Raw genomic sequence first — 22,292 nt, forward strand, 5'->3', positions numbered from 1 at the left:
GTCTGATAAGTGGCTGCGATGAGGAGAGCAACATGCGTTCTATTCTTACCCTATTTTCCCTTTCCTTAGTTCTATTTACTCCTTCGTTAGTCGTTGCCAAAACACTTAATGGATTTAGCCTAGATAATGCAACCGTGCCGTTGAACTTGGTCCAAAGTGGCGGTCCGCCTAGAGACGGTATCCCAGCACTTACCGACCCAAAATTTGAATCAGGGCGTAAAGCTCAGAGTGTGAAACCAAGAGATATCGTACTTGGTTTGGTGATCAACGGTGAAGCGAAAGCTTATCCATTGAGCATTTTGAATTGGCACGAAATAGTTAATGATACCGTTGGAGGTGAGCGCGTCGTAGTGAGTTATTGTCCACTTTGTGGCAGCGGCATGGCGTTTGAAAGCCAACCAGAGGGTGTGGGTCAACGAGAACTGGAGTTTGGTGTTTCAGGGCTCCTGTATAGCTCAGATGTGTTGATGTACGATAGGGAGACCGAATCGCTGTGGTCGCAAATTCATGGTGAAGCCGTGGCGGGGCCGCAGGTTGGCAGTAAGCTCAAACAGATCCCAATGACATTATCACGTTGGTCTAACTGGCTTCAAAGGTACCCGGATACCCAAGTGCTCTCGACAGAAACTGGGTATCGACGTGATTATAATCGCGATCCTTACGCTGGCTATGGAGAACACCCCAATGTCTATTTTCCTGTGGCAAATCAAGCGCCAAGCGCGTACCACCAAAAAGAGATGGTATTGGGACTTTTGGTCGATGGCAGTGCTATTGCCTTTCCATTTAGTGAGCTCGAGAAGCAAGGTAAGGCGCAGTTTGATTATTCATTTGATAACGCCTCATACCAGATTCACTGGGATAGCGAAAATCAATCAGCATGGGTCACCGATGAAGACGGTCAGACATTGGCGTCGACCTTGCTGTTTTGGTTTGCTTGGTATGCGTTTTATCCAGACACCCAAATCTTTAGCGGGTAATAGAAACAAGCCCTAAGTTTGGCTACTTAGGGCTTTTAGACATAATTGCGAGCTTAACTTCTAGGATTAGCTTTTTAGATTAGCTAAGGCTTTCAACCAGTGCTTTACCAACACCGTGTGCGCTCGTTGGGTTTTGACCCGTAATCACGCGCTCATCTACGATGACCAGCTCTTGCCATGGCTGCACCTTGTTATAACGACTGGCTGTACGAGCCAATGACTCTTCTAGTAAAAAAGGAATCGAGTCGATAGTGCCAAAGTCGATTTCTTCCTCTCGCGTGAACCCTGTGACCGATTTTGAAGCGAGAAGCTTTTCCCCTGAGCTTAGTGTAATTGGCAGTAGTGCCCCAGGTCCGTGACAGACTGCCGCGATGAGGCCGCCATTTTCATAGTGCTTTGCAGCAATGTTTGCGAACGACTCATCGGTCGCTAGATCTGACAGTAAGCCAAAGCCACCAGGGTAGAAGATGGCATCGTACTCTTCGCCGTTCACCTGAGAAACAGGGATGGTGTTGTTGATGCGGTTTTGAAAGTCATCATTCGCCAGAAGCTCGGCATTGACGGTATCACCCTCAATATCTGTTCCATAAAGCGGCGCTTTGCCCCCTTGAATAGAAGCAATATCGTACTCGAAGCCTGCCGCGAGAATTTCACTTAGAGCGTGAGTAAGCTCAGGGGCATAGGTGCCGTTTGCTTGGTCAGTGTCACCGAGAGTGGCGTGGTTGGTCACTGGGATGAGTACTTTTTTCATAATTAGTTCCTTTGAGATGACGGGTTCTTGTTTGTACGTATTGATATTAATTGCAAATCAAATGAGTGATAATCATCTAGAATAGAAAAACATTATTGCTATTTAGCAAAGATAATGGCGGTTGGAGTGGTAATGGAGAGTTTTGAAGGGATTAACGAGTTTGTTGCTGTGGCAGAGAGTCATGGTTTTTCCGCTGCGGCCAAGCTGCTTGGTTGCAGCACCAGCCATGTGAGCCGCCAAGTTTCAAGATTAGAGGAGCGAGTAGGGGTAGCACTGCTTGCTCGCTCGACACGAATGGTTAGCCTGACTGACGCTGGGCAGGTCTATTACCAGCAGTGTAAAGAACTGGTCATTGGTTTGCAGCAAGCGAATGAGCGACTCTCATCTCAGCAGATTGAGTTGAGCGGTACCTTGCGTGTCAGTGCGGCAGGCGCATTTGCAGAGAACTATGTTGCTCCCGCTTTGATGACATTTGCTAAGCAATATCCTGATCTTTCTGTTGAGATGGATTTTAATACTCGGATGGTCAATTTCATTGAAGATGGGGTCGACTTTGCTATTCGCTATGGTCGCCTAAGTGATTCAGGCTTAGTCGCCAGAAAGCTGGTGGATAGACCAATGGCGGCAGCTGCAAGTCAAACGTATTTAGATCGGTTTGGAGAGCCGACTCACCCGAATCATCTTGCGCAGCACAGCTGTATCATCGCCAACAATGACCACTGGCAGTTCGAAAAAGAGGGCAAGCCGATGAGTGCTATTCGGGTCAGCGGGCGGTGGAGAAGCAATAACTCGAACGCCATTCTTCAGGCATGTGAAGAAGGCCTAGGGATCGCTTACCTGCCTCGTAGTAGCTTTGGAAACAAACTCGCATTGGGGAGATTAAAGCCAGTTCTCGAACCATTTTGGGGTAAAGGATCGAGTAGTTGGATTGTGTATCAAAATCGCCGCTTCTTGCCGGTAAGGGCGCGAATGGCGATAGACTATTTAGTCAAACACTTCTCGGATTGGCAAGAGTAGGCTAAAGCTACTTAAACAAGTGCTGCAACGCGCGGCTGACAGGAAGTTTATGCCCGGCAATATAGGCATTCATTTTGCCCGTGAGGTCCTTTTTCACTTTCTCGAGTTTGTGCAGGTTAATCATGGTTGAGCGATGGATCTGCCAGAAACTATCGGGGTCGAGCTGCGTAGCCAGTTCTTTGATGGTACTTCGTAGCACGTATTCTCGATTGTCGGCGGTGACAAGAGTAACGTATTTGTCTTCTGCCCTGAGGAAGGCAATATCATCAACAGAGATAAGGTGGATCTCGTCTTGCTTGCTACCCTTTAGCCATTTCGCAAACTGCGGGGTTGTGTTGATCGAAAGCTTTTCTAGATTGGCGACAATCGCGTTTAAGTCTGGACTTTCATCACTCACTTTGAGGCGTGATTTAGCTTTGTTGCACGCCGCTATGAGGCGATCCTCTTGCAGAGGCTTTAATAGGTAGTCGATAGCGTTGGCTTCGAACGCACTCACTGCATAGTGATCAAATGCGGTAATGAAAATGACCAAAGGCGCTGGCGTCGAAGAATCTTGATGAGACTTAGCGATTATCTGCGCTACCTCTATCCCTGACTTTCCAGGCATTTGAATATCAAGAAATGCGATATCTATCGACGCGTTCTCAAGCTCGGCAAGGGCTTGTTCGCCATTTTCACATCGAGCCACTACCTCAAGTTCTGGCCACACATCTACCAACATCTTGTCTAGGTGAAATCGCAATAGGGGTTCATCATCTGCGATAAGTGCTTTCATGTGGCCTCCGCTATGGTGTTGGTTGCTCTAATGGTAATTTGATTCTTGCGGTAACGCCGCCGGTTTGGTTTTCACTGATATTCAGTGATGCTCTGTCTTGATATAAAGCACTGAGACGCGATTTGGCGTTCTGAATCCCAATCCCATGACCTGTGCTGGCGGTGTTGTCCAACGAGAGACCTAATCCGTTATCAATCACCTCTAGGATACATTGCTGCGCATCAGAGCGTGCTCGTATCGTCACTGTACCACCGTCAATGCTGGGCTCAATACCATGTTTAATGGCGTTTTCGACTAATGGTTGCAATAGGTAGGGCGGGATAAGTTGTTGCTTCACCGCATCCGCGATAATGAACTCAAAATCCAGTCGAGAACTCAAACGGATTTTCTGTATCGATAAATAGGCGTCAATTAAGTCGACTTCAGATTTTACCGAAACTTGATTGACTCGATGGCGGGCCATCGATGCTCGGAGTAGCTGCGTCAGCTTGTCCAGCATATGTTTTGCTTGTGCTGGATCCTGATCCACCAAGGCACTGACATTGGCGAGTGTATTGAACAAAAAATGTGGCTCTATCTGGCTTTGTAGTTGTTTCAGTTCCGACTCAATCAGCGTTTTTTCTTGTTCGACTTTTTCTCGTTTTGACTGTTCGAGAGCTTGTTGAAGATTATTTTTTTGCTCTTGCATGTAGAAGAAGTAGAAACAGACAGCCGTAAAAATGACGCCAAGCAGTAAGATGGGTTTAATGCCCTGCCAAACATCGAATCCAGGGTATTTGCTTATCCACAGGTAGGCATGAGCGGTGCCAAGCGTGACTGCTAAAAGGAGCGAGATTGCCAGAGAGATGGTTCGTTTATCTTTCAGTTGCGGAACGAAACGCTCGATAAGCCAAGACATGAGCACTGCACTGTAGCCATAGCCAAGGCTTATCATTAAGTTCTCGAAGTAGGGGGCCACCCAGATCGATGCGGTGATAACAGCGATGCCTGCACAAAACAGAGTCGTAATGAATAGTGAGCGAGCCCAGCTGTTCTCTGATATTGGAATCATCATTTAGAAGCGTCCTTTTAGATTAATCAATATGTTATAGGTATCAGGTAGGTTTGCATACACCGAGTTTGACGCGCCAGTCACGAATCGCGCTGCAAACTCTAGATTGAGGTTACTGTCACCAGTATCGATAAGCTCAAAATCGATCCATTGTGTGGCAATAACACCGCCATCCTCTGGCGCAATGAGAAGGTCGAGACGGGGTTTCATATTTTGTAATATGCGACTGTCTTTACTCCAATCCCACTGATTCCAAAAAAGAGGATCCAAGCGGCTATGCAGCATAATGTTGTGTTGGACCATATTTTGCTGAGTGTAGCCAAGAGCATAAGACGCAGAAACTGGACTTGGATTCTGTTTCGCGTATTCATGCGCCTGCTGCCATTGGTCCTTATGCCAAGCGCGTGAGTCATACCAGTATTCCCCAATAACGCTGATACCCGAAGCGTGAGACCAAGTGCCTCCTACCAAAAACTGCGTCGCATGGCTTTGTTTACGGAGCTGCGCAGGGCGTCCAGGCTCAAAACCGTAGCCTTGATAGGAGCGCGAATAGGATAGAGAACTGTGACCTGACCAAGCATTGTTGAACACATTAACTAGGCTGCCACCTACAAGCCCTTCCCGAACATTGTCATAGTAAGCGATAACCTGTGCCTCTAGGTCACCCATCAAACGGTAGTACTTACCGCCAAACCCTTGCTGCTGATTGGCTTTGCCATACTCTGTGGTGTCGAGTTGCGTCCAACTAGAGTCAGTGGCAATCAAGGTCCACTCCGATTCCACGCCATAGTGTGAAAGCGCAACGGTGCCAGCTCCTTCCTCCACTTGAATACCAACGGGGTTTCGTCGATACGGGGTGAAAATGTCCCATACGCGGTAGCCATAGCCGACTCCCCAATCAAGCCTTGCTTTGCCGAGCAAGAGATCCCAATCGATGCCTCCTAGTATCACACTGGTTTCGTAAGTAAGGGACGTGATGACAGCTTCAACTTGACGTTGAGGGGCTTGTCCATTGTCATAGAGAGAAGTGCCAAGCAGTGCGATATTACCGCTGATGGACTTATAGTGCGCGCTGATATCAAGCAGCGCGTTGATTTGCTCACGACTTGAATCACCGCTGTTTGGGACAAACACGCTGTCACCTGAACCTATGGACTGCAGATTAACTTGATAGTCGGTCTCTACAGCTAAATCATCCCATATCGAGTTTGAGCTTGCTTGGCATTGCAAAGATAACACCAGCGCGCCACTTACAAGTGTCGTCTTTAACCAGCCACAACACAAAAACGACGGTTTGATTGTGAAAAGTGGAACGCTGGAAGTTCTCATAGTTCTACTCGCTTATTCTTTGATAGATAAGCTGGGTTGTAGTATTTATCCGCTAACTCATAAGGCGCGACATCCTGATAGTTGATGACGGTTTTTTTGTTCTCTTGGATTTGATCGAGAAGTGTCATGGTGACCACTCGTCGGCTACCTTGTCGTTCACCAGATTCGAATACGGCTTTCTTGGCAAGCTTACCAGAGGTGAGGTAAAGATCCGCACGAACTGGAAATCCGCTCTCTTTCTCGACCCATAGGTCTATCGACTGGTAACTTGCGCCCGCCGTTTTTGCGGTGAGTGATAGATGGAGCGTTGGAACGTCTGAGATGTCGCCAGCCTTGCTATTAGAGACAATGGTCCCAGTGTAATCCTGACTCCAAGTCAGGGTAGATACGTCGCCTACCGAGGCATCACCAAGCAGTTTCTGCATGGGAGTGATGCGAATTGGACGTCGGCTTTTAGGCATCACAAGCCAGTAGTTGTCGCCTAACATCAGCATCTTTTGACCTTGCTCGACCTGAGATTTAAATAACACCAGTGACTCGCGGTTAGGGCGTAAATAAACTTCATATTGGCGTGTTTTATCGAGTTGTCCGTCCTGAAAGAGAGAGACCTCCGTCACGACTTTTGCGGCTTCGTCTTCAAGTCGGTACTTATCTGCCATTACCAGAATCTCGGCTGCAGAAGTTGATGCGTCAATAAGCGCTTTCTGATCGGTAGCGGCATTGCCGCTGAATGAAAACAGTAACAGCGAAGCGGCTACAATGCGTGGTTTTTTAATCCAATTAAACATAAGCCAGTGCCTCCGTGATAGGTCGTTTAGTGCCTTTTCTGGCTGAGATAAAGGCAGCGAATACACAAATAATGATGACGGCGACACCCGCGCTGACCGCGACATCCTGAGAAAAGACCAGCTCTAATGGGTAGCCTTCGCTGCGCCCTGGTGGTGGTGGCATTTGAATAGCGGCAACCTTTAGCAGTTGCGTGGTTACCCAGGCGAGTAGGGCGCCCAAAACGCTGCCTACCAAGCCAATGACGATAGACTCTCGAACGAACATGGCGATGATTTCACGTGGATAGCTGCCCATAGCAGACAAGGCACCGATTTCGCGGGTACGCTCTGATACTGTCATTGACATGGTGTTGAACAGAGCTACAAAGACTACAAGGCTGAGTACGATGCCAAGCACGCCGAAGATGCTGTTATATAAGCCGCGAACCTTGTGATAGAAGAACGCGCGTTCATACCATGGCGTAAGTTGTAAGCCTGAAAATGCGTTAGTGTCGTTCAGCGTACTTGATACCGCTTGCATTGCTGGTGCGGTTAAACGGGTGTTGTCTAAATAAACGGAAACGGCACTTACCTTCGTCGATGCGAGTAACGACTGGGCGCTCGATAGTCGAATATGAATCTGTCTTTTGTCGAGTTCTGGAACGCCGGTGGAGTATAGTCCTACGACTTCAAAGTCCATGGCATTGAGTACGCCGTCGCTCGTAGTCGCAAGTAGCGTTACCCAATCGCCAATGTCCACTGACAGATTGTTAGCCAGTTCATTTGCCAGCATGATGCCGTCTTGGCTTTCGGTTGATAACGTACTGCCAGACTGCAAGCCAATGAAATCCTCTCGCAGAGCAAATTCGCTCGGTTCGACGCCATTGCCAACGAAGATTGAAGACTTGCGACCGTTTGAGATCAAGCCAGAGAAATAGACTCTTGGCTGTATGCCCTTGCTATCGATAGAGCCTTCTAGCAAGCGTTTTAGCGTCAAGTAATCATCGATGCCGTTTTGCAGTGGCATATCTTCTTCTTTCTCAAAGTAACCCGGTTGGCTGATAGTGATATGTCCGACGTCATTCGCGGTTGAACGCTCTAGCGCTTGATAGGTAAATAGCCCAAACCCTGCAGCAGCCGTAATCGAAAAAATAGCAATCGCCACAATAATGAGTGAAAGTAGGGTCCTGCGTTTGTTTCTGACCAGATACAAGCTGGCGGCTTTGAAACCTTGTAGTTGAGACTGAATCATGGTGCTTCCTTACTGACGAGTGATGTTGGTTTTAGTTGATGGCATGGGAAGACAAAGTCCCATCGACAAGGTGGATAGTTCTGTCACAGCGACTCGACATTCGAACATCGTGGGTGGCTACGACAAAAGTGGTGCCTTGCTCGTGGCTCAGTTGCTTCATCAACTCGACGATTTGTGCTGCTGACTCACTGTCTAAGCTTGCTGTCGGCTCATCGGCGATGACGAGTTGTGGGTTGTGGATCAGGGCTCGTGCTATAGCGACTCGTTGCTGTTGACCGCCAGAAAGGTGGTCGGGACGATGATGTTTAACATGACTGAGCCCAACACGCTCAAGCCAATACTCGGCTTGCTCCATACGTTTTGAATAAGGCATTTTGTTGAGCATTAGCGGATAAGCAACGTTCTCTAATGCTGACATAACGGGGATCAGGTTGAATCGTTGAAACACAAAGCCAATGTTCTCTCGGCGAAATCGTGTCAGCGCCTTTGGACATTTACTAATGGTGTTTCCAGCAAAGTGAATATCGCCGTCGTAATGTGTATCTAGTAATCCAAGGATGTTAAGTAGGGTGCTCTTCCCGGAGCCTGAAGGTCCACAAAGTGCAACAATCTCACCTGTTTGAATGTCACCAGAAAGCGCTTTGAGTGCTTGTACTGAAGATTGTCCTAATGGGTAACTTTTACTGAGATGGTTAAACGTAATCATGTCGACTCCTTGCGATAGGTTTGTCTTTAATTTACGTATTGTTAATAAGCAGTGTGACGCAATGCGATAAACGGTGATTAACGGAGATAAATGGTCAGTCGCCGTGATAAATGGGTTTCAGTCACTGATCGAATCCCTGGCAGTTGCGTGGAATAGGAAGAGACAAACAACTGGTATCGAATCTTATGAACTCAGAGATAAACAAGTTTAATCCCAATAAGTTACTGAACAGCAAATGGACCGCAGTGAGCCCAAAACAGAAAGAAAAGCACTTCATTGTGGTGGATGTGGATCGTGATGAAGAGGGCGTGGTCATCGGTTGTCAGCTAGAGGCGATTATGTCAAAGCGAGCTTTAGATATGGATTGGCGAGAGCTCAAAGATAAAGAAATGTGGTTACAAGGCTGGAAGTGAGCTCTTACGTTTTATGTACCGATCAGTTGGTGTTGGATTAGAGTGGTTAACGAAGACTAACCACTCCGCTAGCTACTCGACTTCTACACCAGCTTCATCTTCAGCAACGATATCGCTTTCCGAACTGGCTTCAGCTAGCCACCTCAAGATCGCCGCACTCGATAGCACCTTCTCTTGATAGCGTTGAGCAGGCTCACTGAGCTTAACTCCGTAGGTTCTAAATCTAAGTGCCACGGGGGCGTACATGGCGTCTGCGATGGACCATTCTCCAAATAACCATTGTTCGGGGAAAAGACTCATTTGCTCTGACCACATCGCATCGATTCTTTGGATATCCGCAAGCGCTGATTCGCTGAGCTCAACGTGACGGCGTGCACGGCAGTTCATTGGAAGTTCGTTACGAAGCGCCATAAATCCAGAGTGCATCTCACTCGCTAACGCACGCGCTTTAGCTCTCTCTGAAGGTGACTCTGGCCAGCAGCGGCCATCGAGATATTGCTCATTGACATATTCCAGAATAGCCAGAGAATCCCACGTAGTGACGTTTGAGTCTACGAGCGTGGGTACCTTCGCTGTTGGCGTGATTTCTGAGAGCGTTTGATAAAACTCCGGTGTAAAGAGCGTGAGTTTTTCTACTTCAACGTCTAGGTTATTTTGGGCAAAAATAAGCCATGCTCTGAGTGACCAGCTCGAGTAGTTTTGATTTCCAATATACAGTTTCATTTTGCCTCCTATGCTTGTTTGATTTTTATCATAATCAATGGTTTGATGGAGGACTAACGCAAAGTTTTGATGGGTATCATTCAAAGGATCGATAGGTAGCGACAGTATGGATATAGAGTCACTGCGAAGCTTTCTTGCCTTCTCTGAAACTGGAAGTTTTACAAGAGCCGCAAAACAAATTAACCGAACCCAATCTGCCTTCAGTGCGCAAATGAAGAAGCTAGAGTCTGAAGTTGGGGCACCATTATTTGAGAAAGAAGGACGTAATGTGGTGCTTACGGAAGTGGGTATTACCTTAAGAGCAGATGCCAAGCAGATCCTAGAGCTTCACGACAGCAGCCTAAACAAAATCAAACGCTATCAAAATAAGCGCTCGCTGAGACTCGGCTGCCCTGAAGACTACAATGAATCATTGCTTCCGAAGATCATCAGTGCGATCCGTGAGTATGAACCTTTGTGTTCCATCCAAGTCTTCAGCCAACCAAGTGTTGTGTTGAGAGAGTGGCTCGATGAGGGAAAATTAGACGCAGCCATCGTTACTCGCGCCCCGAATAGTGAAGAGGGATACTGGCTATATTCCGACCAAGGTGTATGGATAGCAGCAGAGAACTTTGACCTCTCTGTCGATGTACTTCCGTTGGTTTTGTTTCAAGCAGATTGTAAATATCATGCGGCCGCGATTGACTCCCTGACAAAGCAAGGTCGACGACACCAGTTGCTTGCGTGTTGCGATACAGCATCGGCGCAGAGGGGGATGGTAAAGGACGGGTTAGGCATTGGTGTGATGGGCAGAGTTTCGATGGGGTCGGGTGTAGTTGAACTAGCAGATATGCCGCCGCTTCCAAATGTTGATATTGCACTACTTACGGGAGGAAAAGCTCACCCAATGATTACTACTTCTCTCATCGAGCGCATCCAGAATAGTGTCTCAGTCTAGACAAATTAAATGGAGAAGTACTGAAAGTTGGTCGGGAATTTTGCACACAAATTAGGCGTTAATTTGGTATTAATTCGCATTCCTAACAGTGAATAATTATCAATATAAACACCTGCTTTTCGAGGTGGTGATAAATTATTAATTTTTATAAATAAGTGTTCTAAAAATATTCCACTAAATGACAAGAAATTGTAAGAAATTACCTATTAAGTAGTAGAGTTGATTTCAGTCAACTGTGGCACGGCTTTTCGTTTGTAACATGGACGTGATGATGCATAACTATAATCGAGCATGTCCATATGACTAATAAACTGAAGCAATTATTGGCGCCGTCGTTGACGCGTCGAGGATTTATCAAATCCTCGTCGGCCATCGGCGGTCTCGCAGCGGCAACAAGTGCCATCTCTCTCCCCTTCAAATCTGCACACGCAGAAACCAAATCAGCACCAGGCGATGAAAAGGTCGTTTGGAGCGCATGTACTGTTAACTGTGGTAGCCGATGCCCTCTGCGTATGCACGTAGTGGATGGTGAGATTAAGTGGGTCGATGCCGACAACACAGGTAACGATGATTACGCCAATAAAGATGTGCAAGTGCGTGCTTGTTTGCGTGGTCGTTCTATGCGCCGCCGCGTTTACAATCCTGACCGCCTAAAGTATCCGATGAAGCGCATCGGCAAGCGTGGTGAAGGTAAATTCAAGCGCATCTCTTGGGATGAGGCTTACACTGAGATCGTTAATAGCCTTGACCACATCAAAAAAGAGTACGGCAACGAAGCGATCTATCTGAACTACGGTACGGGCACACTGGGCGGTACGGTAACTAAGTCTTGGCCTCCGGGTAAGTCGTTGATTGCCCGTCTAATGAACCTAACGGGTGGTTACCTGAATCACTATGGTGACTACTCAACTGCACAGATTGCTAAAGGTCTTAGTTACACCTACGGCGGCTGGGCAAACGGTAACTCGTTCTCAGATACGGAGAACAGTAAGCTTATCGTTCAGTTCGGTAACAACCCTGCAGAAACACGTATGTCGGGCGGCGGTTTGATTCACCACTTGATTGAAAGCAAAGCCAAATCTAATGCGCGCATGATTATGATCGACCCGCGTTATAACGATACAGCAGCAGGTCATGAGGATCAGTGGATCCCGATCAAGCCAGGTACAGATGCTGCTTTTATCGCGGCAATGGCTCATGTCATGATCAAAGAAGACTTGGTAGACCAAGAATTCCTAGACAAATACTGTGTCGGCTACGACGAGAAGACCTTGCCAGCATCGGCACCAGCGAATAGCGACTATAAGTCATACATCCTTGGTCTAGGTGAAGATGGCATTGAGAAAACGCCGGAATGGGCAGCGCCTATCACGGGTATTCCGGTCGATATCATCATTAAGACAGCGCGTGAAATTGGCTCAACTAAGCCATGTGCGATTTACCAAGGCTGGGGCTTGCAACGTACTCAAAATGGTGAGATTGCCTCTCGCGCCATCGCTATGCTGGCATTGCTGACTGGTAACCTGGGTATCCATGGTGGTGGTTCTGGTGCACGTGAGTCGGACTATAACATTCCGTTTGTTCGTTTCCCTACGCTTGAAAACCCAATCAAGACCTCTATCTCTATGTTCCTTTGGACTGATGCGATTGTTCGTGGCCCAGAAATGACGGCAACTCGAGATGGTGTACGTGGTAAAGATAAGCTAGATGTGCCAATTAAGTTCATCTGGAACTACGCAGGTAACTGTATTATCAACCAGCACTCAGACATCAACCGTACTCACGACATCCTTCAAGATGACAAGGCGTGTGAGATGATTGTGGTGATTGATAACCATATGACCTCTTCTGCTAAATATGCGGATATTATTCTTCCAGATCTAACTACGTCAGAGCAGGCGGACTTCTGTATGGATGGTAAAGCGGCGAACATGCCTTACTTCATCTTTGCAGATAAAGCGATTGAACCTCAGTTTGAAGCACGCAGCATCTACCAGATCTGTTCTGACCTTGCCGAGCGTATGGGCGTGGGTCGTGAGTTCACTGAAGGCCGCGACCAGGAAGGTTGGCTGCGTCACCTTTACGCTGAAACCTTGAAGCTTGATGCTTCTCTGCCGGATTTTGAAACGGTTCGCAAGCAAGGCATTGTTAAGCGTAGCGACCCAAATGGTCATTACGTTGCTTACCAAGCATTCCGTGAAGATCCTGAGAATAATCCTCTGACGACACCGTCTGGCAAGGTTGAGATCTATTCTGAAGAGCTAGCAAGACTGGCAGCGGAATGGGAGCTACCTGAAGGTGATGTGATTCACCCGCTACCAATCTATGTCAGCACGTCTGAGGGCTGGGATTCGCCAATGCGCGATAAATACCCGTTGCAGCTCACCGGTTTCCACTTTAAAGCGCGCTGCCACTCAACCTACGGAAACGTTGATGTGCTTAAGCAAGCAGCTCAACAAGAGATGTGGATCAACCCAATGGACGCTGAGCGTCGCGGAATCAAAAATGGCGATCGCATCAAGATTTATAACGACCGTGGCGAAGTTCGAATCAACGCCAAAGTCACCCCACGAATGATGCCAGGTGTTGTGGCTCTGGGTGAGGGCGCTTGGTACGCACCAGATGGCAATAAGGTGGACCATAACGGTTCAATCAACGTGTTGACCTCCCAAAAGCCAAGTCCATTGGCGAAGGGTAACCCACAACACACCAACCTTGTCGAAGTTCAACTGGTTAAGAAGGCGTAAGGACTAACTCATGAAACAATACGGTTTTTATATCGACTCGAGTAAGTGCACTGGCTGTAAAACCTGCCAGTTGTCTTGCAAAGACTTTAAAGATTTGGGTGTCGACCGCAGCTTTCGCCGCGTGTACGAGTACGCTGGCGGCAACTGGGTAGAGGAGAATGGTACCTATCGTCAGGACGTATTCGCTTACTACACCTCTATTGCCTGTAACCACTGCGATGAGCCTGCGTGTGCGAAAGTATGTCCGTCAGGTGCAATGCATAAGCGCGAAGACGGCTTCGTTATCGTGGATGAAAAGGTGTGTATCGGTTGTAAACATTGTGCTAACGCGTGCCCATACGGTGCACCACAGTACAGCAAAGAAAAGGGCCATATGACGAAATGTGACGGCTGCTTTGAGCGTGTAGCAGAAGGGTTTGAACCTATCTGTGTTGGCTCTTGCCCACTACGCGCACTTGAATTTGGTCCAATTGCTGAGCTTCGCGCTAAGTATGGTACCAACGCCGATGTGGCGCCGCTTCCGTCATCGTCATTGACGAAACCTAATATTGTGATCAAGCCAAACCGTCATGCGCGTCCAACTAATGACACGACTGGTCACCTAGCAAACCCTAAGGAGGTCTAAGATGGGATGGCATGAATGGCCTTTGATTTTCTTCACTGTATTTGCACAAACTGCGGTCGGTGCATTTATCGTGATGGGTCTAATCACACTGTTTGGCAAAGCCGATGCGCACGTGAAAACGGGCATCACTCGTAATATGTTCTTTATCTGGGTGTTTATGGGACTTGGCTTTATGGCCTCAACCATGCACCTAGGTAGCCCGATGCGCGCTATTAACGCTTTGAATCAAGTGGGTACCTCGTGGTTATCACGCGAGATCCTCTTTGGCTCTATGTTCTTTGGCTTGGGTGGTATCTACTGGTTGCTGTCGGTTATCGACAAAGGCAGCGAAGCGATTCGCAAAGGCTTGCTGGTGGCGGCAATGGTAATTGGCGTAGTGTTTATGTACGCGATGACCAATGTGTATATCATTGACACTGTTCCAACTTGGGATACGCCGTTTACCGGTCAATCTTTTGCACTAACGGCAGTGGTGTGCGGCGTGATGCTGTCACTTATTTTGATGCGCGGTGCGAAACTTGAGTGTCCTAGGCTTGGTAAGATCACGGCGATTGTTACATCTGTTGCAGGCCTAGCGCTGGTGATGACGACGATCTCCATGGTGGGTTCGCTACCAAGTATTCATTCAGCAATCGTATCAGCCGCTGAGCTTGTGCCAAACATGGCAGAAATTCAGAACCTACGCTTTGTATTGGTGTTTGCTGGTATTGCTGCTTGGGTTTGGGCAATGCGCTCTGAATCACGCTCTATGCCAATCGCGGTGATCGGTTTTGCGATGGTTATGGTTGCAGAGCTAATTGGTCGCAGCGTGTTCTTCGGTCTTCACATGACCGCTGGCATGTAATGAGTGAGGAGGGTAGGCGTTTGTGCCTGCCCTCTATTACACTCAACTTTATTGTTTAGAATAACTTGGTAATCTTAGTTCATGTCACAATCAGACGTTATTGATCTTCAAAGCCTGCAAACCATGGCAAAAGTGTTCGGCTCACTTTTGTACTTTCCACTGACTGATAGTAACAACCAAACCTTGATCCAAGCGTTGTCGCAAGATTTAGCGCTCGCCGACAGTGATATTCAGGCTTGGTGCAATACCGTTCAAACCGAACTCCCTGACTCGCTCAATCAAGACTTTTTTCTGCTGTTCGAGGGTGGAGAAGTCATGTTAGCGCCGCCTTGGGGCTCCGTGTATACCGACAAGGAAGAGGTGATCTTCGGTGATAGCACCGTTGCTTACCGTCAGTTCCTGCGCCAGCACGACATCGAGCTCGATACCGGCATGCGAGAACCTGAGGACCAGATTGGTTTGATGCTGTTTGCGGTGAGTCAATTGATTGAGCAGCAACAAGATATTGATACCGTGAAGGCCTTATTTGCCGAACACTTACTCACTTGGTGCTATCGCTACTTCGAGTTGGTACAAGAACATGCCAGGACTAAAAGCTATCAACAGCTTGCGTCGTTGGTTTCTCAATGGTGTGAGGCAGTGCAAGAGCTTTTAGAGCTAACGCCTAAAGCTGTGAAGTTATACCGCTAACATTAGATGACAGGAAAGATGATGAGTCGTGATGAGCAATACGTAAAAGCCTACATGGAACACAAGACGATCAGCCGTCGTGGTTTGTTTCGTGCTCTGACAAATGGCGCGACTCGTACTCCCACTGAGTCTGGCGATTCGCTTACCGCGACGTTAAGTGCTGAGCAGGTTGTCCGACTGGTACCAAGGCCTCCGAAAGCCATAGAAGAGGTGCTGTTTCAACAAATCTGTGATGGTTGTGGGGAATGTCAAAAGGCATGCCCTGAGCAAGTTATTGCCATCGAAGGTGAGTTAGCACAGCTAACGCTGGACTACGGGTATTGCAGCCAGTGCGGAGAGTGCAGTAAAAGCTGCCCGACAGGCGCTCTACATGGCAGCACCATTGATAATGGATTGCGGCCAAGCTTCTTGCCAAGCTGCCAGAATGCACTGTTTGGCGATTGCTACCTATGCCAGGAAGCGTGCCCACAAAATGCCATTCAACTTGAAGATGACAGCTTGCCTGTCGTCAATGAGCAGCAGTGCGATGGATGTGGACGCTGCAAACAAGGTTGCCCCTTTTCATCCATCACACTGTCTCTATAAGGTCACATTGTCTCTATAAGGTCATACCGTTTAGGCTAGGCCTTAATAATACGAGCGCGGAAGTTACGCCCCTTCATCTTACCGTTGGTGATCTTGCCGAGTGCTTTCTTGGCAATCGATGACTCTACCGCCACATAAGCGCTCATTGGGAACATATTGATCTTGCCAATCTGACTGCCCGATAGAGTTTTATCACCCGTTAACGCGCCCAGGATATCGCCAGGGCGAAGCTTCTGTTTCTTACCACCTTGGATCTGAATTGTTGTCATCTTAGCTTGGTAAGGACGATTTGATGATGCTGGTGGTAAGGTGCTTGGCTCGATAGGCATATCCAAATATTCGTCAATGCGCGCCACGCGATAGAACTCTTTCTCGCTATAGAAGCTAAACGCCAGACCTTTGTTACCAGCACGACCTGTACGCCCGATGCGGTGTACATGAACTTCTGGGTCGCGAGACAGCTCGTAGTTGAAAACCGCGTCTAGGTTATCGACGTCTAGACCGCGCGCTGCAACATCGGTTGCAACTAAGATAGACACGCTCTTATTAGCAAACTGCACTAAAGCTTGGTCACGGTCACGTTGCTCAAGGTCACCGTGGATATCAATGACGCTAAAGCCGCGATGGTGTAACTCGTCGGCAACGTTTTGTACTTCTTTTTTGGTGTTACAGAATACAACCGCTGATTCAGGTTGATGTGTCAGCAGAAGGTTTTCTAACGCGTTATCGCGCTCTTCGACCGTTTCCGTTTGATAGAAGAACTGCTTGATGCTGGAGTGATCGTGCTTGCTCTCAACCTTCACCACTTCTGGCTGTTTCATCACGCTTGATGCGATCGCTTGAATTTGCTCGGGGAAGGTTGCACTGAATAGCAGTGTTTGGCGATCGCGTGGTGCTTCACCAATGATAGCGTCGAGCGCGTCTTTAAAGCCCATTTCCAACATGCGATCCGCTTCATCTAACACCAAGGTGTTCAGTTCTTCAAGATTGATACGACCTTTCTCCAGATGATCCAAGATACGACCAGGAGTACCGACGAGGATGTGTGCGCCGTGCTCAAGTGAACCGATTTGAGGGCCCATCGGCATGCCACCGCAAAGCGTCAATACCTTGATGTTGTGGATACCACGAGCTAGCGTGCGGATCTCTTTAGCCACTTGGTCAGCAAGCTCTCGAGTTGGGCAGAGCACCAAGGATTGAACGCGAAAGCGCTTAACGTTGAGGTTAGCGAGTAAGCCGAGTGAGAATGCAGCTGTTTTACCTGATCCGGTTTTGCCTTGACCGATGATGTCTTTACCATCAAGGATTTTTGGTAGAGAGTCCGCTTGGATCGGCGTCATATTGGTATAGCCAAGGCTATCCAATGTGCTCAATAATTCAGTCGGTAGATTTAGTGTGGAAAAAGCCGGAGTGGTCACGAGGTATCCTCAGTCAGCGTTAGGGAGCGAGTATTATCAACATTATGGTCGATGTTACCAGCAAAAACATGACTGACTGAGGACATTAGCCAGTAAAGTGGCTTTATAAGACGAGTCGATTATGCAGGAAGAGCCGTGCGCATCCAATCTCGGTACTCATTAGCACCGTCTTCACCTTCTGCTGGCGACCAAGGTGCAAAGTCTTCTTGAGGCGTTGGAATATAGGCGCCTTCTTTAATTTCTAGACCGACCGTACCTGATTCCATGCATGCATAGCCATGCCATGTACCCGGTGGGATCTCAATCGCTCGGTTTGTGTCTGGTGATAGGCTGTGGCGTTGAGTCACATTGCCCTCATCATCGAAAATGAGTAGGTCAAGCTGACCTTTTAGTACCAAAAACAGCTCCCATTTGTGCTCTTCACTGTGACGGTGAGGACGCATGTAGGTATCAGGTTCCGTTGAAATGAATAGGCGTTGTACACCAGCATCTAACTGCTCGTGTAAGTTATGATGACTGCGCTTACGAGGTGCTTCTTTTGCGTTTTGAGAAAACGTGTCAAAGTCTTGGTTACTTATGATTTTCAACATTGCTTTTACTTCGTTGGTAAGTTTGCTGATATTGTACAGAGGACCAAAAAAAGTTCAGTACAAAAAGTTCGCTATCGTCCGAGGAGTGTTAAAATTTAGAAAATTGGCAGAAAAACTACTCCAAACTGTGATGGCAGTTCCATAGCTGGGGAGAAAAGCTGTACGATCTGATCAGAATGGTATGATGCCTAGTTAAAGGAGCGACTCAAACGTAAGGTGGAACAGCAGTGGAAGCAGTGATCAGCCAGTTAAAGAAAGACTTTTACGCACACCTGCGTTCGTCTAATGGTGCGAGTGCTTCGAGCACATCAAAAACCATGTCCCTGTTGACTGAGGAAGAATTGGCTGAGCTTGAAAACGTTTGGGTACAACTTGCGGTTTGGAAACAAAAGCAAGCTTAACAGTTAAGAAAAGATAAGAATTTCAAAGCCCTGAGTATCATGCTCGGGGCTTTTTTCGTTTTACTTCAATTCAAAATGTTATAATATAACATTTGTCACAGTGATCTTATTGTTGAAAAGTTAAGTAATAGCCCCCATAGTTCCCATATTGGAGAAACAGACTATGGCTGAGATAAGCTCACTAATAGCCTCAGATAATCTATTAGGAAATACGATGGCGGAAGTACGTGCCAGAATACAATTAAAAGTCGGTGCTAAAAGTGATATCGACGCGGAAATGCTCTCTTTTCGCGGTTTGAACACCGACAAAGAACATGTTGCTATCATCTTTAAGGCAGCAGATAAGAACCAAGCACTACCATTAGTGAGAATGCATTCTGAATGTCTAACTGGGGACGTTTTCCATTCGTCGCGTTGTGACTGTGGGGAACAACTAGAGGAAACTATTCAGAAAATGGGCCGCGAAGGTGGAATCATTCTTTACTTGCGCCAAGAAGGTCGTGGTATTGGTTTATACAACAAACTTGATGCCTACAAGCTTCAGTCTGAAGGCATGAATACCTACGAAGCGAACAATCATCTCGGTTTTGGCGATGACCTGCGAGACTTCACAGAAGCGGCGCAGATGCTTCAGGCGTTGGACGTTTATTCCATTCGATTAGTGACTAATAATCCGAAAAAGATCCGCGAACTGCGTGAACACGGCATCAATATCGAAGATGTCGTTAATACGAGTGCCCATATTAAAGACGGCAATGAGAATTATCTGAAGGCAAAGGTTTCTCACGGAAAGCATCATTTAGAGCTCTAGTACCGACTGTTAATTCTTTGAAACGAAAACCTCACATTTGTGAGGTTTTTTTGTATTCGTCCTTGAAAATAAATTGTAACTAGGTATTATCGCGGTTGATAGTGTTAATGATAACAATTCGCACTAAATAATAAGAATTAAGCTCAACAAGGATGCTTTCATGAATGTAACAACCGCAGTGAAGGGTGCAATTGCCGCCTCATTTCTCATCACATCTACGTCTGCTTTTTCTGCAGTCACTAAAGACCAAGTTGTTGAACATTACGCCGATCTTGCGCATGCAGTATTTGCCGACGCTCGTATTACGGCGAAAGAGTTAGACATATCTATTAACACATTTTTAGCGAATCCTTCGGAGAGAGGGCTTGCGGATGTGAAACAAGCTTGGCTTGCATCGCGTGTTCCTTATCAGCAAACAGAGGTGTTTCGATTTGGTAACGCCATCGTTGACGATTGGGAAGGGCAACTTAACGCTTGGCCACTCGATGAAGGTTTGATCGACTACGTTAGTGCTGACTATCAGTACGAACTGGGTAACGAAGGTGCTCAGGCAAATATTGTCGCGAACGAAACCTTAAAAATTGGCGCAACGACGTTAGATGTGTCTAGTATCACACCTCAAGCCATTGCCGATCTCAATGAAGTTGGAGGATCAGAAGCCAACGTTGCTTCAGGCTATCACGCCATTGAATTCCTACTTTGGGGTCAAGACCTTAACGGTACTAACGCAGGTGCGGGTGAACGTCCTTATACTGATTACGTAATCGGAGAAGGTTGTACTAACGGCAACTGTGAGCGTCGCGCAGAATACCTCAAGGCGGCGTCAGCACTTCTAGTTCAAGATCTCGAGTGGATGGAGAAACAGTGGTCTGCGTCTGAGAAAGGTAACTATCGTACTGAACTTCTTGCAGATAAAGCTGACAACGGCTTGCGTAAGATGCTCTTTGGTATGGGGTCGCTATCGCTGGGCGAACTTGCTGGTGAGCGCATGAAGGTCGCACTTGAGGCGAACTCTACAGAGGATGAGCACGATTGTTTCTCTGACAACACTCACAATTCTCACTATTACAATGAGCAAGGTATTTATAACGTATACACAGGTACCTACGTTCGTGCAGATGGCACACTGGTAGATGGTCCAAGCATCGCCAATCTTGTTGAGCAAAAAGACAAGACGGCTGCAAAAGAGATCCAAAAGCAGTTCGACATAGCGCGTACCCAAGTTCGTAAACTTGTCACTTCTGCAGAGCAAGATAATCAATACTTTGATCAGCTGATTGCATCAAATAACCCACAAGGCAACAAACTCGTTAATGAAACTATCGTAGCGCTAGTCGCGCAAACGGGGTCAATCGAGCGTGCAGCAGGTATTGTAGGCATTGACAGCCTAAGCCCAGACACTGCTGACCACGAGTTTTAATCATAATAATTAATCAGTGAAATGGGGGCGCTTGCCCCCTTTGTTGTTCTATTTGTGAGTGCTGTATGTCTAGATCAAACACTATCTGGGTTACGCTTTTAGCCCTAATTGCCACTTCAGTTTCTGCTGAATCAACACCAACCCGCCTCTCTGGTGGTAAAACAACCGTTAAGAAAGACGGACCCAATGCGTATTCGATGCCTGCGGCCAACTTACCAATGAGTAAGCGCTTAGATTTTAGTGTCGGAAACAGCTTTTTCAGAAACCCTTGGGTTCAAGCGCCTGCGTCAACCGATGCTAGAGATGGATTAGGTCCACTGTTTAATACCAACGGATGTCAAAACTGTCATATCAAGGATGGACGAGGACACCCACCTGAAGAAAATGACCAGCATGCTGTGTCTATGCTTGTTCGTTTGAGTATTCCTGCGACGACGGAAGAGCAAAAGCAAGCGGTGAAAGTGTCGGGTGTTATCCCAGAACCAACTTATGGTGGGCAATTACAAGATTTTGCGCTTCCTGATATGGACCCAGAAGGTCAAATACACATTACTTACGATGAACTTGCCGTAAGTTTTAAAGACGGTACGAGTGTGATGCTTCGTAAGCCAAACCTAGACATTGTCGAACTGGCATACGGCGATATGCACCCTGACGTGATGATGTCTGCGCGAGTTGCACCACCTATGATTGGTCTTGGCTTACTAGAATCGGTGCCTGAAGCGACTATTCTCGACTTTGCTGAGCAGCAGGCAAACGACGGCACAGCGGTAGCAGGTATCCCTAACTATGTTTTAGATGTGCGCAGTAAAGAGATGGCGCTAGGTCGCTTTGGCTGGAAGGCAGGACAACCAAACCTTATGCAGCAAAATGCTGCGGCATTCAATGGTGATGTCGGTTTAACAAGTTCCCTGTTCACCGAGGAGAACTGCACGGATAAGCAAGATTTGTGCACTGATAGCCTGAGTGGTGGTGATCCTGAGGTGAGTGACAAGATCTTAAATTTTGTTGAATTCTATACGCAACATCTCGCGGTACCCCAGCGTCGTAACATCGATAATACAGAGGTTTTGCAAGGTGAGGCTCTGTTTAAAAAAGTAGGCTGTGAGAATTGTCATAGAACGAACATACAAACAGCACAAAGAGCAGATCTACCTGCTTTGTCGAATCAAACTATTCACCCGTACACAGACTTATTGCTGCACGATATGGGAGAAGGGCTGGCTGATGGGCGTCCAGAGTACGCAGCATCTGGTTCACATTGGCGCACGCCACCTCTTTGGGGTATTGGCTATACCCAGGAGGTAAATGGTCACACTTATTTCTTACATGATGGTCGTGCTCGCAACCTTACGGAAGCGATTTTGTGGCATGGCGGTGAAGCAGAAGCCGCTAGAAATCAGGTTTTGGCGATGAGCAAGAAAGAGCGTGAAGCACTACTTGCGTTCTTGAACTCGCTTTAA

At 47.4% G+C, this 22,292-nt stretch carries 23 protein-coding genes; 13 read left to right on the forward strand and 10 right to left on the reverse strand.

The window, feature by feature from the left end:
- The first annotated feature begins 32 nt into the window (after positions 1-32).
- Positions 33-977 (forward strand): DUF3179 domain-containing protein, encoded by a 945-nt coding sequence (locus tag AC6I8Y_RS06040; protein WP_498021073.1) that lies wholly within the window; start codon positions 33-35, stop codon positions 975-977.
- Positions 978-1,056: 79 nt separating this feature from the next.
- Here the strand turns inward: AC6I8Y_RS06040 and AC6I8Y_RS06045 are convergent, their stop codons facing one another.
- Positions 1,057-1,728 (reverse strand): type 1 glutamine amidotransferase domain-containing protein, encoded by a 672-nt coding sequence (locus tag AC6I8Y_RS06045; RefSeq protein WP_498021075.1) that lies wholly within the window; start codon positions 1,726-1,728, stop codon positions 1,057-1,059.
- 132 nt (positions 1,729-1,860) lie between these two features.
- Between AC6I8Y_RS06045 and AC6I8Y_RS06050 the strand changes: the two genes are divergently transcribed.
- The gene (locus tag AC6I8Y_RS06050; protein ID WP_498021076.1) at positions 1,861-2,745 is read left to right on the forward strand and encodes a LysR family transcriptional regulator; all 885 of its coding nucleotides are present in this window, start codon (positions 1,861-1,863) and stop codon (positions 2,743-2,745) included.
- 7 nt (positions 2,746-2,752) lie between these two features.
- Here AC6I8Y_RS06050 and AC6I8Y_RS06055 read toward each other — a convergent pair whose 3' ends face one another.
- The 6 genes from AC6I8Y_RS06055 to AC6I8Y_RS06080 are packed head-to-tail and all read right to left on the reverse strand — an operon-like array spanning position 2,753 to position 8,625.
- On the reverse strand, positions 2,753-3,520 hold the full coding sequence (locus tag AC6I8Y_RS06055) for a LytR/AlgR family response regulator transcription factor (RefSeq protein ID WP_498021077.1): 768 nt from the start codon (positions 3,518-3,520) through the stop codon (positions 2,753-2,755).
- A gap of 10 nt (positions 3,521-3,530) precedes the next feature.
- Positions 3,531-4,574 (reverse strand): sensor histidine kinase, encoded by a 1,044-nt coding sequence (locus AC6I8Y_RS06060; RefSeq protein ID WP_498021078.1) that lies wholly within the window; start codon positions 4,572-4,574, stop codon positions 3,531-3,533.
- A complete protein-coding gene (locus tag AC6I8Y_RS06065) occupies positions 4,575-5,900 on the reverse strand; it encodes a hypothetical protein (protein WP_498021079.1) in 1,326 nt (441 codons plus the stop codon).
- Positions 5,897-6,688, reverse strand: a complete 792-nt coding sequence (locus AC6I8Y_RS06070; protein ID WP_498021080.1) for an outer membrane lipoprotein-sorting protein — start codon at positions 6,686-6,688, stop codon at positions 5,897-5,899. The genes AC6I8Y_RS06065 and AC6I8Y_RS06070 overlap by 4 nt, the downstream gene beginning before the upstream one ends.
- A complete protein-coding gene (locus AC6I8Y_RS06075; RefSeq protein ID WP_498021081.1) occupies positions 6,681-7,919 on the reverse strand; it encodes an ABC transporter permease in 1,239 nt (412 codons plus the stop codon). Before AC6I8Y_RS06075 ends, AC6I8Y_RS06070 begins: the two co-directional genes overlap by 8 nt.
- 31 nt (positions 7,920-7,950) lie before the next feature.
- The gene (locus tag AC6I8Y_RS06080; RefSeq protein WP_498021082.1) at positions 7,951-8,625 is read right to left on the reverse strand and encodes an ABC transporter ATP-binding protein; all 675 of its coding nucleotides are present in this window, start codon (positions 8,623-8,625) and stop codon (positions 7,951-7,953) included.
- A 197-nt stretch (positions 8,626-8,822) separates the two neighbouring features.
- On the opposite strand from AC6I8Y_RS06080, the gene AC6I8Y_RS06085 reads away from it, so the two are divergent.
- Positions 8,823-9,038, forward strand: a complete 216-nt coding sequence (locus tag AC6I8Y_RS06085; RefSeq protein ID WP_252014659.1) for a TIGR02450 family Trp-rich protein — start codon at positions 8,823-8,825, stop codon at positions 9,036-9,038.
- A gap of 72 nt (positions 9,039-9,110) precedes the next feature.
- On the opposite strand, the gene AC6I8Y_RS06090 is transcribed toward AC6I8Y_RS06085, so the two are convergent.
- Positions 9,111-9,761, reverse strand: coding sequence for a glutathione S-transferase family protein (locus tag AC6I8Y_RS06090; RefSeq protein ID WP_234494025.1), 651 nt, complete (start codon positions 9,759-9,761; stop codon positions 9,111-9,113).
- Between the two features lie 106 nt (positions 9,762-9,867).
- Between AC6I8Y_RS06090 and AC6I8Y_RS06095 the strand changes: the two genes are divergently transcribed.
- The 6 genes from AC6I8Y_RS06095 to AC6I8Y_RS06120 all read left to right on the forward strand — a co-directional run bounded on the left by AC6I8Y_RS06095 (position 9,868) and on the right by AC6I8Y_RS06120 (position 16,189).
- Positions 9,868-10,698, forward strand: coding sequence for a LysR family transcriptional regulator (locus AC6I8Y_RS06095; protein ID WP_498021083.1), 831 nt, complete (start codon positions 9,868-9,870; stop codon positions 10,696-10,698).
- A gap of 299 nt (positions 10,699-10,997) precedes the next feature.
- A complete protein-coding gene (locus tag AC6I8Y_RS06100) occupies positions 10,998-13,445 on the forward strand; it encodes a DmsA/YnfE/YnfF family dimethyl sulfoxide reductase (RefSeq protein WP_498021085.1) in 2,448 nt (815 codons plus the stop codon).
- A gap of 10 nt (positions 13,446-13,455) precedes the next feature.
- Positions 13,456-14,070, forward strand: a complete 615-nt coding sequence (locus tag AC6I8Y_RS06105; protein WP_042477459.1) for a DMSO/selenate family reductase complex B subunit — start codon at positions 13,456-13,458, stop codon at positions 14,068-14,070.
- A 1-nt stretch (position 14,071) separates the two neighbouring features.
- Entirely contained in the window at positions 14,072-14,914 is an 843-nt protein-coding gene (locus tag AC6I8Y_RS06110) for a DmsC/YnfH family molybdoenzyme membrane anchor subunit (RefSeq protein ID WP_498021087.1), read from the forward strand.
- A gap of 81 nt (positions 14,915-14,995) precedes the next feature.
- On the forward strand, positions 14,996-15,604 hold the full coding sequence (locus AC6I8Y_RS06115) for a TorD/DmsD family molecular chaperone (RefSeq protein ID WP_498021088.1): 609 nt from the start codon (positions 14,996-14,998) through the stop codon (positions 15,602-15,604).
- Positions 15,605-15,622: 18 nt separating this feature from the next.
- Positions 15,623-16,189, forward strand: coding sequence for a ferredoxin-type protein NapF (locus AC6I8Y_RS06120; RefSeq protein ID WP_498016802.1), 567 nt, complete (start codon positions 15,623-15,625; stop codon positions 16,187-16,189).
- A 35-nt stretch (positions 16,190-16,224) separates the two neighbouring features.
- Here the strand turns inward: AC6I8Y_RS06120 and dbpA are convergent, their stop codons facing one another.
- Positions 16,225-17,607: an ATP-dependent RNA helicase DbpA gene (gene dbpA / locus AC6I8Y_RS06125; RefSeq protein WP_498021089.1), complete on the reverse strand. Its 1,383-nt coding sequence runs from the start codon at positions 17,605-17,607 to the stop codon at positions 16,225-16,227.
- A 119-nt stretch (positions 17,608-17,726) separates the two neighbouring features.
- Positions 17,727-18,197 (reverse strand): WbuC family cupin fold metalloprotein, encoded by a 471-nt coding sequence (locus tag AC6I8Y_RS06130; RefSeq protein ID WP_234494019.1) that lies wholly within the window; start codon positions 18,195-18,197, stop codon positions 17,727-17,729.
- 227 nt (positions 18,198-18,424) lie between these two features.
- On the opposite strand from AC6I8Y_RS06130, the gene AC6I8Y_RS06135 reads away from it, so the two are divergent.
- The 4 genes from AC6I8Y_RS06135 (at position 18,425) to AC6I8Y_RS06150 (ending at position 22,292) form a co-directional block, all read left to right on the forward strand.
- Positions 18,425-18,598: a hypothetical protein gene (locus tag AC6I8Y_RS06135; RefSeq protein WP_234494018.1), complete on the forward strand. Its 174-nt coding sequence runs from the start codon at positions 18,425-18,427 to the stop codon at positions 18,596-18,598.
- A 214-nt stretch (positions 18,599-18,812) separates the two neighbouring features.
- Positions 18,813-19,409 carry a GTP cyclohydrolase II gene (locus tag AC6I8Y_RS06140; protein WP_234494017.1) on the forward strand — a complete coding sequence of 199 codons (597 nt, stop codon included), beginning with the start codon at positions 18,813-18,815 and terminating at the stop codon, positions 19,407-19,409.
- Between the two features lie 160 nt (positions 19,410-19,569).
- Entirely contained in the window at positions 19,570-20,829 is a 1,260-nt protein-coding gene (locus AC6I8Y_RS06145) for an imelysin family protein (protein WP_498021090.1), read from the forward strand.
- Positions 20,830-20,894: 65 nt separating this feature from the next.
- On the forward strand, positions 20,895-22,292 hold the full coding sequence (locus AC6I8Y_RS06150; protein ID WP_498021091.1) for a di-heme oxidoreductase family protein: 1,398 nt from the start codon (positions 20,895-20,897) through the stop codon (positions 22,290-22,292).

The organism is Vibrio sp. KUL78 (genome assembly GCF_059725505.1).